The following is an 11,100-nucleotide window of genomic DNA, read 5'->3' as shown; positions in this document are numbered from 1 at the left end:
GGCGGGCCCCAACCATGTCAGGTTGCTGCCGCTCTCGGCCCTGCTTGGCGCCGCCCTGCTGCTGGCGGCCGACATGCTGGCTCGCACCCTGCTGGCCCCGGCCGAGCTGCCGGTGGGCATCATCACCGCCCTGCTCGGCGCTCCCTTCTTCATCTGGCTGCTGGTAAAAGGCCGCCGCGCCCTGTGATACGGACTGTTATGCAACCACTCTCATCCTCACTCTCCTACCCCCTGTTGAGCTGCACACGACTCAGCCTGCGCCGTGGCCAGCGCCAGATCCTGGATGGGCTCGATCTTAGTCTCGAGAGCGGCACCCTCACCGCGCTGCTCGGCCCCAACGGGGCGGGCAAGAGCTCGCTGCTCAAGTGCCTGACCGGCGAGCTGGAATATGAGGGTTCCATCACCCTGTTTGGCGCAGATCGCCAGCAGTGGGACAGCGGCCAGCTTGCCCACCGGCTCGGGGTATTGCCGCAAAGCTCCTCCCTCAACTTCCCCTTTCTCTGCGAGGAAGTGGTCGCCATGGGGCGCTTGCCCCACAGTGAACCGGCGGCGCGGCGTGACGAGATTGTGGCGGCGGCCATGACCCATGCCGGGGTCGAGCATCTGGCCAAACGGCTCTATCCCGGGCTCTCCGGCGGCGAACGGCAGCGGGTGCAGTTTGCCCGGGTGCTGGCGCAGATTTGGCAGGCCCCCTCCCCGACCGAGCAAGCCGAGCAACCCCGCCTGCTGCTGCTCGACGAGCCCACCTCGGCGCTCGATCTGAAATATCAGCATCAGCTGCTCACCATGGCGCGCGCCCTCGCCAGCCGCAATACTGCAGTGCTGGTGGTGCTGCACGACCTCAATCTGGCGGCGCGCTATGCCGATCGGCTGGTGATGCTGGAGCGGGGCAAGCTGATGGCCGATGGCACGCCTGCAGAGGTGCTGACCCCTGAGCTCATCGCCCGTCTCTATGACTATCCGGCACAGGTGATCCATCACCCCGAGAGCGGCCTGCCGATGGTGGTGTGACAAACTCAGAGTGCGGTAACGGCAGGAAGCGCACCATTCATCCCGAAAACTGCAGCGTATAAACCGGTTTTTCACACCCCATATCGCCCTGCTAACATTCATCATCGCCAGATATGTGGTGTGAATATCCTCACACTTTGCTCAGGCAAAATCCCCGCAGCATCGCCGTCTACTTATAATGGCGCCGCCTCACAGAAGGCATAACTCATTGATGCTACGGAATAATTACAATGAAAAATATCAACAAGACCCTACTGGCTGCCGCCATCTCCCTCGGGATGCTGGCTGGCTGCAACAGTGACAACGACTCAAAGGCAGCTGATCCCATGGTTCGTTTTGCCACCTTCAACCTCTCTTTTGACCGCACTGCCGCCGGTATGCTGACTGGCGAGCTGGCGCTGACCCGCACCGAGCAGGATGCCCTGCTGGCCCGCCTCGCCGAAGGGAGCCTGAGCGGCGCCACTGAAACCAAAGCCAAGAACGTGCAGCAGATCCGCAACGTGGCGGAGATCATCCAGCGCACCCGCCCGGATGTGTTCCTGCTCAACGAGTTCGACAACGACGGCAAAGGCGAGAGCACCGCCGATCTGAAAGCCTTCAACGACAACTATCTGGCTCACGCCCAGCACGCCGAAGTGACCGCCATCAGCTATCCGGTGATGCAGAACTTCGCTACCAACACCGGCCTGATGAGCGGTTATGACCTCAATCTGGATGGCAATATCAACAACGGCCCCGACGATGCCTGGGGCTTTGGCAACTATCACGGCCAGTACGCCTTTGCGGTGATGTCCAAATATCCCATTGACACCAAGCAGATCCGTACCTTCCAGCACTTCAAGTGGAAGGATATGCCGGGCGAGAAGAACCCCATCATCGATGACTGCAACAATCCCAAGGTCAAGATCCCGGCCAGCCGCCAGTGTGGCGACGCCTGGTATTCAGATGCAGCCTGGCAGCAGTACCCGCTCTCCTCCAAGAACCACGCCGATGTGCCGGTACTGATCAAGACCGAGAAGGGTGAAGAGGTGATCCACTTCCTGATCTCCCACCCGACCCCGCCGATTTTTGCCAACGCGGCGCGTCACACCGTCAAGCACAACCGTGCCGAGATCGCCTTCTGGAACGACTACGTCAAGGGTCTCAGCTACATGACCGATGACAAGGGCACCAAGGGTGGGCTGGCCAAAAACGCCAAGTTCGTCATCGCCGGCGATCTCAACGCCGATCCGCTCACCGGTGACGGTGACCTGAGCGCCATTCAGAATCTGCTAAACAACCCGCTGATGAATCAGGCCATCACCAATGGCACCCTGATCCCGGTCAGCGAAGGGGGCCCGGAGTGTGTCAGCAAGGGGGCCGACTGCAAACGCAACCTCAATCGCCCCAACCCGGAACGGATCACCAACTCCAGCGTGCTGCAGCTGGATCACGTCATCCCCTCCGCCAACCTCAACGCGGTCAAGAGCGGCGTCTTCTGGCCGGCCAGCTTCGAGGCCGGTTATCACCTGGTCTATGATGCGAAACTCGGCATCGCCAAGGGAGTCAGTTCGGATCACCGCATGGTGTGGGTCGATCTCAAACTCGACTAACTCTGCCATGACCCCGCTGCGGCGGGGTCTTTTATTGGCAATGGGCGGCGAGCTGAGCTCTGCTTATTAATCCACCAGTTAGCATTGAGTTATCTATCCATAACTCCTCCATAGCCGTTGAATGGGCCTCGCGATCACAGAACCGCCGCGCCAATGGTGGTAGCATGCCTCCTCTTGCCATCCGGCCGCACGGCGGCTCCGGTGGTCCTCCCTCCTCCGCTTTCACTTTTTGAGGAACGATTTGATGGAACTGCTTCTGCTTAGCAACGGTAAAGCCAACGAATTTCCGGGTCTGCTCGGCTGGGCCCGGGATCGGGTTCAAAGCCTGCTCGCGCGCAAACAGGTCAAGCGCATTCTGCTCATCCCCTACGCGGTGATCCGCAGCGACTGGGATGCCCGTGCCAACGAGCTGCAGGAGAGTCTGGGAGTCGATGCCATCAGCATCCACCACTTCGACGATCCGGTCGCGGCCGTCAATCAGGCCGACGCCATCTTTATCAGCGGCGGCAACACCTGGCGCCTGAATCAGCTGCTGCATGAAAACGGCCTGATCGTGCCGATCCAGCGCGCCGTGCGTGAGCGGGGCGTCCCCTATGTGGGCTGGAGCGCCGGTTGCAACGTGGCGACCCCGAGCATCCGCACCACCAACGACATGCCGGTCTGCAACGCCGCCGTACTGCCCGCGCTGGGCCTGTTCCCGCTGCAGATCAACCCGCACTATCTGGATGCCAGCATCAGCGGCCACATGGGTGAGACCCGCGACGAGCGTCTGGCGGAGTTCTGCGCCATCAACCCGAGCGAATATGTGGTGGCCCTGCGCGAAGCGAGTCTGCTGCAAATCACCGGAGAAAACGGCAGCGAACGTCTGGAGTACTGGAGCGCCCGCGAGCAGGATTTCAAGATCTTCAAACACGGTCAGGAGCCGCAAGCCTTTATGGACGCAGCCCCGCTGGCCGAGTTGACCCCCTTCAAGGTCGCCTGAGCCACGCAGAGCGCTTCACTACTGGCAAGCAGATAGCTCGCGAAACCGTAAAAACAAAAGAGGGATGGCTCAATGCCATCCCTCTTTTTTATCGTCATCTTTCAGCTGGTTGCAGCCTGATTACTCACCCTGCAGAGTCACCAGCACCTTGCGGGCACCGCCATCGACACGATGCTCGCCAAGCCAGATCCCCTGCCAGGTGCCGAGCGCCAGCTGACCATCGCGGATCGGCAGTTGCAGGCTCACCCCGAGCAGGGAGGATTTGATGTGGGCGGGCATGTCATCCGCCCCCTCATAGGTGTGGCGATAGTAGGGGGCATCTTCCGGCGCCAGCCGGTGCAGATGGGCCTCCATATCGCTGCGCACGCTGGGGTCGCAGTTCTCATTGAGAGTGAGCGAGGCAGAAGTGTGTTGCAGCAGCAGGTGCGCCATGCCAATCCGGTAATCCGCCAGCATCGGCAGCTTGGCCACCAGCTCGTCCGTCACCAGATGAAAGCCCCTCGAACGGGGCTTCAACGTCAGCAGGCACTGCTGCCACATCAGACGTACTCCATAAAGACGCGGGAGGTGAGTTTGGTGATGAGTTCGTAGGGGATGGTGCCAATCTCGTCTGCCACCCGCTCCACCGGCAACCCCTCGCCCCACAGCACCGCCTCGTCACCTGGCTTGTCGGTCGCGCCCGGGCCCAGATCGACCGTGCTCATATCCATGGAGACACGCCCCACCAACGGCACGATGCGGCCGTTGATCAGCACGGATGTGCCGTTGGGCGCCATGCGCGGATAACCGTCACCGTAGCCGATGGCGATCACCCCGAGCCGAGTATCGCGATCTGACACCCAGTTGGCGCCATAGCCCACCGGCTCGCCCGCCTTGTGATCCCGCACCGCAATCAGCTGGGTCTTCAAGGTCATCACCGGCTGCAGGCCATAATCGGCCGCTACCGTGTTGGGGAAGGGCGACACGCCATAGAGGATGACACCGGGGCGAACCCAGTCGCAGTGGGAGTCTGGCCAGGCCAGAATGCCCGCCGAGTTGGCCATGGCCCGCTCGCCCAGGAGCGGCGTGGTCAACTTGCTGAACAAGTCGATCTGCTCGCGGGTAGTGGGCTGCTCCAGCTCATCGGAACGGCTGAAGTGGGTCATGATGTTGAACGGCTGCACCACGTTCTTGCACTTGCCGAGTCGTTCGATAAAAGCGGGCATCTCGTCGGCACGCACCCCGAGGCGGTGCATGCCAGTGTCGAGCTTGAGCCAGGCCACCACGGGGGCTGGCAGCTCGACCTGCTCCAGCGCTTCGAGCTGCTCCCAGGTGTGAACCGCCGTCTGCAGATTGTTGGCCGCCAGCACCGGCAGGTCGTCGGCGGAGAAGAAGCCCTCCAGCAGCACGATGGGTTTGACCACGGCGCAGGAGCGCAGCATCAGCGCCTCTTCGATGCGGGCCACCGCGTAGGCATCCGCATCCACCAGGGTGCGGGCGACCGGCAGCAGTCCGTGGCCATAGGCGTTGGCCTTGACCACAGCGATGATCTTGCAAGCGGGAGCGTGGCGCTTGACCACAGCGAGGTTGTGGCGCAAGGCCGCAGTGTTGATTTGGGCAGTAGCCGCTTTCATGGTTTTCCCTTACGAGGGCACAAATGGTCTCCCCCTCATAGGGCCGAAGACCGCCACTCACTTATCGTCGTCGAAGGCCGGACCGGCATAATTGTCGAACCGGGAAAACAGGCTCTGACGGGCTGCCTTGCAGTGAATGGCAAGCGGGTCAGAGCGGTGGTGGCAATCCTGACCACAGGATTGCCATGATTGTTACTTATCAATAATCGTCGTCAAACGCCGGACCAGCGTAGTTGTCGAACCGGGAGAACTGACCCTGGAAGGTGAGGCGCACTCTTCCGATAGGGCCGTTACGCTGCTTGCCGATGATGATCTCGGCAATCCCCTTGTCCGGACTGTCATCGTGATAAACCTCATCACGATAGATAAACATGATCAAATCCGCATCCTGCTCGATGGAGCCCGATTCACGAAGATCCGAGTTGACCGGGCGCTTGTCGGCCCGCTGTTCCAGACTTCGGTTGAGCTGGGAGAGCGCCACCACCGGGCACTGCAGCTCTTTCGCCAGCGCCTTGAGGGAGCGGGAGATTTCACCGATCTCCAGAGTCCGGTTGTCGGAGAGCGCCGGCACCCGCATCAGCTGCAGGTAGTCCACCATGATCATGGATAGGCCACCATGCTCGCGTGCCACCCGACGGGCACGGGAGCGCACATCGGTCGGAGTGAGGCCGGAGGCGTCATCGATATACATTTTGCCCTTCTCCAGCAGCAATCCCATGGTGGAGGAGAGGCGCGCCCAATCCTCGTCATCGAGCTGACCGGTACGCACCTTGGTCTGATCGATGCGACCGACCGAGGCGAGCATACGCATGATGATCTGCTCGGAGGGCATCTCCAGCGAGAAGATAAGCACCGGCTTGTCGGCAGTGAGGGCCGCATGTTCGCAGAGGTTCATGGCAAAGGTGGTCTTGCCCATGGAGGGACGGGCCGCCACGATGATCAAGTCCGAACGCTGCAAACCGGCGGTCATCTTGTCGAGATCGTTGTAACCGCTCGATACCCCGGTCACCCCGTTGTGGGGGGTCTTGAACAACTCTTCAATCTTGTCGACGGTCTGCTCGAGGATCAGCTTCAGGGGCTGGGGCCCCTCGTTGGCGCTGGTGCGCTGCTCGGCAATCTTGAATACCTTGCTCTCGGCAAGATCGAGCAGATCGCCTGAGGTACGGCCCTGTGGCTCGTAGCCCGCTTCGACTATCTCGTTGGCGACCGAGATCATCTCTCGCACCACCGCCCGCTCACGCACGATTTCGGCGTAGGCGTTGATGTTGGCAGCACTCGGGGTGTTCTTGGCGATCTCCACCAGATAGGCGAAGCCGCCCGCCTCTTCCAGCTGTTCGGAACGCTCCAGCTCCTCCTGCAGGGTGATGAGGTCAATGGGGTTGCCCGCGTTGGAGAGGCGGGTCATGGCCTGGAAGATCAACCGGTGCGGACGGCTGTAGAAATCCTGATCGATCACCCGTTCGGCAACCCGATCCCAGGCATCGTTATCCAGCATCAGGCCGCCCAGTACGGACTGTTCGGCCTCAAAAGAGTGGGGAGGAACTTTCAGCTGTTGTGTCTTGGCGTCTTTTTTCGCCGTCACTTGCTCTGCCATACACATAAAAACCGCAGCGGGAAGGGGACGGGAATTTTACAAAAGAAAGCCAACTACGGCGAGCCCTATCTGGCGGCTCATACCATCATAAAGGGCCAAACCAGAGTCTGCTCTACCTTGACCATTTTGATTTTGCTTCGCATTTTGCGCTCCTTGCGACTCAATCTTCTGCTTTTCATCCGGTTTACTCCTCTTGTTTGACGCCGCATCGCGGCAACCTCGTTCATGAATAATTCATGCCAGAGGTGATATTGATGAATACAAGCTGCGACACAATTAGGGACAGGCAGCCTGCCATGCGCCTTGCTGAGCTTGCCAAAGCGGAGCATGCCCCACCCACAGACGAGAGTGAAAAGAGTCAAAATGAAAAAGATGCTGACCCTGTTTGCCGTGATCCTGGCCATTGGCCTGGGGGCACCTCACGCCGAAGCCAAGAAATTTGGCGGCGGCAAATCCTTTGGCAAAAGTTACAAAACTGCGCCGGCCCAGCCTGCGGCCAAACCGGTCGACAACAAGAACCCGACACTGAATGCCCAGACTCCGCCGAAAAAGAGCGGCATGATGGGCGGCCTGCTGGGCGGCCTGCTGGCTGGCGGCCTGTTTGCCTACCTGCTGGGCAGCGGTGCCTTTGAAGGTCTGCAAGGAATGGACTTCCTGCTGATCGCCCTGTTGGCGCTGGGTGCAGTGTTCCTGATCCGTACCCTGCGCAAGGGCAAGGTCGCGACGCCACAGCCACAACAGGCGGCCTATGCGGGCTATCAGCCACCGCAATCTGCGGCCCCGCAGCAGTTTGAGCAGAGCAACAGCGCACCGCAAGCCACCGGCTTTGCCGACAGCGACGTGCCGTTCCGCCTGCCGCCGGGCTTTGACATGAACAGCTTCCTGGCCGGTGCCCGCGATCACTATCGCACCCTGCAAGAGGCGTGGAACAAGAACGATCTGGAAAAAGTGCGCGAATACGTCAGCCCCGAGCTGTTTGAACAGCTCAAAGCCGAGCGCGCCGAACTGACTGGCGACCAGCATACCGAAGTGATGTATGTGGATACCCAGCTGGTACGCGCCGACTACGGCAGCGACTGGGCTCAGGTGAGCGTGCGCTTCAGCGGCCGCTACATGGACCGTCAGGAGCAGGTCGAGGAAGATATCAAAGAGGTGTGGCACCTCGAACGCGATCTGGCCAAAAACAATGCCCCCTGGCATATCGTCGGTATCGAGCAGCTGTAAGGTTTAGATTGTCACTACGCAAGAGGCGGCCCATGGGCCGCCTCTTTTCATTTCATCCCCTCACCTGATACAGGCGAGTGCTATCGTCATTGATAATTGAAGAGTTGTGACCAATCCCAAGATGACATGTCACCACGCACATAACGACAAAGGGCAGCCACCGGCTGCCCTTTGGGATCACATCTGGGGGTATGCGCCCCGCTGACGAATCAGTTGCACCCTTCGGCAGATGTTGAGTTCAGATAGGTCACCTCATTACCTGGCTGATAATCGGCCACGTTGATGGTCTTCTTGATCTCGATGTACTCCTTCAGCACGGCAGCATCCACCAAACCGGCGTTGATGGTATCGATCTTCGGATAGCCGTCACCACCGGAGGCGCTGAAGCTCGGGATCGCGAAGCTGTAAGTTGCTGCCGGATCAAACGCCTTGCCACCGATACTGGTGATATTGACGCTCTTGGCCTGGCAATCCACCGCCATGTTGATACCGCCAAACTGGGCATAACCACCGGTATTGCGGGTCTTGCTTGCCACCTGGCCCAGATAGGTCGCCAGCTCGCTTCCCTTCATGACAGCCTTGTTGACCGTGTTGCCAAACGGGTGCACCAGCAGCACGCTGCGGTAAGTGATATCACCGGCCGGGATGCTGTCGCGCACACCGCCTGAGTTGACGATACCAAAGTCGACACCCAGCTTGCTGCTGGTCGCCGTGGTGATGAGGCGACCCAGGTTGGTCTGCTTGTTGCGAACCGAGTTGCGATCACCAACCAGCAAGCCGTCTGCCGAGCCAATGACGACATTCAGCTCTTGCTGACCTTTCTCCTGGTAACCCAGCAGGGTGTTATACAGCTCGGGATCCTTGGTGATCTCGTCCTGTACGAACTGCATCTTGGCCGGGTCCTTGGTTACGGCGCCGTTGGCATCGATCGCCTCGCCCTTGGCGTTGCGCTTGATAAGGTTGACCGGGATCAGGTCATAGCTGGTCAGGGTCAATTTGCCATTCTGGTACTCAAACTGGGCACGGCCCACATACTTGCCCCACTCGTGAGCCTGCATGATCCAAGTACCGTTCTGCTGATCCGGCTGACAGTTATCACCCGGTTTGAAATTGGCGTACTTGTTGGTGGTACCCGGTTCCATACAGACCGGATTCTGGGAGTGGCCACCAATGATGGCATCCAGAGTCCCTGCCGGCAGTGCACGAGCCATCTCTACATCGCCCGGCGCATTGCTGCCGTGCTGACCATTCTCGTAATGGCCCATGTGAGTGATGGCGAAGACCAGATTGGCCTCCTTGTTGCTGCGGATCTGCTGGCCCAGTTTGGCCGCCTCGCTGGTCGGATCGCGGAACTCCAGGGTCTGCACGTTGTTGGGATCCACCAGCTGGGCGGTATCCTCGGTGGTCAGGCCCAGTACGGCGACCTTGAGACCGCTCTCCAACTTGAACACCTTGTAGGGGTCAAAGTAGTGTTTGCCACTGGCCTTGTCGTAGATGTTGGCCGAGAGCATGGGGAACTGGGCCCACTTGCGCTGCTTCTCCAGCACGCTGAGGGGGTTGTCGAATTCATGGTTGCCCACTGCCATGGCATCGTAGCGAATGTTGTTCATCGCCATGAAGTCAGGCTCGGCGTCCTGCAGATCGGACTCCGGCACGCCGGTATTCACATCACCACCGGAAAGAACCAGTACGTCACTGCCAGCAGCCTTGGCATCGGCTCGCAGCTGTTCGACCAGAGTCTTCTGGGCAGCCATACCGTACTCATTTTCAGCGTTGTGCCAGAAACGGCCGTGGCTATCGTTGGTGTGCAGGATGGTCAGTTTGCAGACATTTTCGGTGCAGGGTGCCACGCTGTCGTTTTTGGAGATATTGCAACCCGTCAGTGCCGCCAGCACGGCCAGGGCCACGCTGCCTTTGATAACGTTATTATTCATTTCCATATCACCTTGATTGTTTTGTTATTTAGTGACCCTATCCAGCAGGTCGGGCCCAAATATAACAAACAACGAAGAAGAAATTTTCATCAGCGACTCACAAATGTTGTTAATTGTGATCGACGGCCAAACTTGCCCTTTGCTGCTGATTTTTAAATGCTTTTATTGATGCATTCCTCATTTGTAGCCATGCCTGACCTAGCCCCACGAAACGCGGTTTTATGGCATACTCCCTCCCCCATGCCCGAGGAGTGTGTTGATGGCCAAGTACGACAAGATTTCCCCCGAGACCCAGCAGGAGGCGATGAAAATTGCCCGTGCCAACCAGAAGCCGGGGCAGACCAAGGAACAGACCCAGCTTATCGCGCAAGGGATCCAGAAAGGCATCGACGAATACAAGAAACAGATGAAGGCGCGGGCCCGCGAAGCGAGCCGCCAGAAAAAATTGCAGGCCAAAGCCAGGCAGCCACAGGGCGCGCCACAAACCGAAGAACAAGACGATCAGCTGGAGCTGGTTGAAGTAAGCCATCAGCATCCCCTGCCCTGGATCTTGCTGGTGCTGAGCTGGCTGGGATTTGCTGCAGCCTGGTTCTGGTTGCACTAAGACGCGCTAGCAAACCTTTATCCGGGATCCTCTTCACAGCCCGGGCCCGGGCTGCTGGTGATTACCTGCGAAGAGTGATTAAATCCCGCGCCTCTTGCACCGGACAACCGGTTTTTTGACGATCAGTTTTCAGGAAAGATGTTATGAACCCCGCTCCGCTCTATCTGCTGGCCCCTTTTGTTCTGTTCCTTGTGACCATGCTGCTCTATCGCATTTCGCCGCTGCGGGCGGTCGCCGCCGGTGGGGTACGCTGGTTTATCCTGCCGGCCTTCACTCTGTTTATTTTGCTGATCATCATCAATGGTGCCGCCGATCCCACCCTGCGTGATCCGGCATTCCACTGGTTGATGCCGGGCCTTGGCTTTGCCCTGAGCCTGTTTCCGGCCCTGCCCAAGGCGCTGGTGCCACGGCTCGCCATCAAGGAGGGGGCCTTTGCCGCCCTCGGTCTGATGCTGATGAGCCTGGCTATGGTCTACTGAGCAACTGGCCACAGCCGTTAACATGACTCAAGGGGCGCTCTGTGACGGGCGCCCCTTGTACAAACAA

General features: G+C 59.4%; 11 protein-coding genes. 7 read left to right on the top strand and 4 right to left on the bottom strand.

Annotated features, from left to right (window positions below):
* The 4 genes from L972_RS20665 to pepE all read left to right on the top strand — a co-directional run.
* Positions 1 to 187: iron chelate uptake ABC transporter family permease subunit (locus tag L972_RS20665; RefSeq protein ID WP_156127044.1), on the top strand; the 187-nt coding region annotated here is incomplete at its 5' end.
* A gap of 11 nt (positions 188 to 198) precedes the next feature.
* Positions 199 to 1,011, top strand: coding sequence for a heme ABC transporter ATP-binding protein (locus L972_RS07320; protein ID WP_047437099.1), 813 nt, complete (start codon positions 199 to 201; stop codon positions 1,009 to 1,011).
* A gap of 230 nt (positions 1,012 to 1,241) precedes the next feature.
* Entirely contained in the window at positions 1,242 to 2,603 is a 1,362-nt protein-coding gene (locus L972_RS07315) for an endonuclease/exonuclease/phosphatase family protein (protein ID WP_047437096.1), read from the top strand.
* Between the two features lie 244 nt (positions 2,604 to 2,847).
* Positions 2,848 to 3,585 (top strand): dipeptidase PepE, encoded by a 738-nt coding sequence (pepE, locus tag L972_RS07310; RefSeq protein ID WP_047437093.1) that lies wholly within the window; start codon positions 2,848 to 2,850, stop codon positions 3,583 to 3,585.
* A 120-nt stretch (positions 3,586 to 3,705) separates the two neighbouring features.
* Here the strand turns inward: pepE and L972_RS07305 are convergent, their stop codons facing one another.
* From L972_RS07305 to dnaB, 3 genes are all read right to left on the bottom strand, one after another.
* Complete coding sequence (locus L972_RS07305; RefSeq protein WP_047437090.1) at positions 3,706 to 4,125, bottom strand: secondary thiamine-phosphate synthase enzyme YjbQ; 420 nt, start codon at positions 4,123 to 4,125, stop codon at positions 3,706 to 3,708.
* A complete protein-coding gene (alr, locus tag L972_RS07300) occupies positions 4,125 to 5,198 on the bottom strand; it encodes an alanine racemase (RefSeq protein ID WP_047437087.1) in 1,074 nt (357 codons plus the stop codon). The genes L972_RS07305 and alr overlap by 1 nt, the downstream gene beginning before the upstream one ends.
* Positions 5,199 to 5,397: 199 nt before the next feature.
* Entirely contained in the window at positions 5,398 to 6,792 is a 1,395-nt protein-coding gene (dnaB, locus tag L972_RS07295) for a replicative DNA helicase (RefSeq protein ID WP_026035132.1), read from the bottom strand.
* A 363-nt stretch (positions 6,793 to 7,155) separates the two neighbouring features.
* Here dnaB and L972_RS07285 point away from each other — a divergent pair, with 363 nt between their 5' ends.
* Positions 7,156 to 8,016 carry a Tim44 domain-containing protein gene (locus L972_RS07285; RefSeq protein WP_005335275.1) on the top strand — a complete coding sequence of 287 codons (861 nt, stop codon included), beginning with the start codon at positions 7,156 to 7,158 and terminating at the stop codon, positions 8,014 to 8,016.
* Between the two features lie 209 nt (positions 8,017 to 8,225).
* Here the strand turns inward: L972_RS07285 and ushA are convergent, their stop codons facing one another.
* Entirely contained in the window at positions 8,226 to 9,950 is a 1,725-nt protein-coding gene (gene ushA / locus L972_RS07280) for a bifunctional UDP-sugar hydrolase/5'-nucleotidase UshA (RefSeq protein ID WP_047437084.1), read from the bottom strand.
* Positions 9,951 to 10,209: 259 nt separating this feature from the next.
* Between ushA and L972_RS07275 the strand changes: the two genes are divergently transcribed.
* Together L972_RS07275 and L972_RS07270 are read left to right on the top strand one after the other, a co-directional pair.
* The gene (locus tag L972_RS07275) at positions 10,210 to 10,554 is read left to right on the top strand and encodes a DUF2956 domain-containing protein (RefSeq protein WP_005349520.1); all 345 of its coding nucleotides are present in this window, start codon (positions 10,210 to 10,212) and stop codon (positions 10,552 to 10,554) included.
* Positions 10,555 to 10,697: 143 nt separating this feature from the next.
* Complete coding sequence (locus L972_RS07270) at positions 10,698 to 11,033, top strand: hypothetical protein (RefSeq protein ID WP_005335280.1); 336 nt, start codon at positions 10,698 to 10,700, stop codon at positions 11,031 to 11,033.
* The last annotated feature ends 67 nt before the right edge of the window (positions 11,034 to 11,100 follow it).

The sequence above is a fragment of the Aeromonas sp. ZOR0001 genome (genome assembly GCF_000801015.1).
GTDB lineage: Bacteria > Pseudomonadota > Gammaproteobacteria > Enterobacterales > Aeromonadaceae > Aeromonas > Aeromonas veronii.
The sequence above is the reverse complement of the archived record's forward strand: the minus strand, read 5'-3'. Positions and strand labels throughout refer to the sequence as shown.

Bases quoted from the DNA above. Each gene is read 5' to 3' on its own strand.
- L972_RS07320 (WP_047437099.1), top strand. From the start codon at position 199: ATGCAACCACTCTCATCCTCACTCTCCTACCCCCTGTTGAGCTGCACA.
- L972_RS07315 (WP_047437096.1), top strand. From the start codon at position 1,242: ATGAAAAATATCAACAAGACCCTACTGGCTGCCGCCATCTCCCTCGGG.
- pepE (WP_047437093.1), top strand. From the start codon at position 2,848: ATGGAACTGCTTCTGCTTAGCAACGGTAAAGCCAACGAATTTCCGGGT.
- L972_RS07305 (WP_047437090.1), bottom strand. From the start codon at position 4,125: ATGTGGCAGCAGTGCCTGCTGACGTTGAAGCCCCGTTCGAGGGGCTTT.
- alr (WP_047437087.1), bottom strand. From the start codon at position 5,198: ATGAAAGCGGCTACTGCCCAAATCAACACTGCGGCCTTGCGCCACAAC.
- dnaB (WP_026035132.1), bottom strand. From the start codon at position 6,792: ATGGCAGAGCAAGTGACGGCGAAAAAAGACGCCAAGACACAACAGCTG.
- L972_RS07285 (WP_005335275.1), top strand. From the start codon at position 7,156: ATGAAAAAGATGCTGACCCTGTTTGCCGTGATCCTGGCCATTGGCCTG.
- ushA (WP_047437084.1), bottom strand. From the start codon at position 9,950: ATGAATAATAACGTTATCAAAGGCAGCGTGGCCCTGGCCGTGCTGGCG.
- L972_RS07275 (WP_005349520.1), top strand. From the start codon at position 10,210: ATGGCCAAGTACGACAAGATTTCCCCCGAGACCCAGCAGGAGGCGATG.
- L972_RS07270 (WP_005335280.1), top strand. From the start codon at position 10,698: ATGAACCCCGCTCCGCTCTATCTGCTGGCCCCTTTTGTTCTGTTCCTT.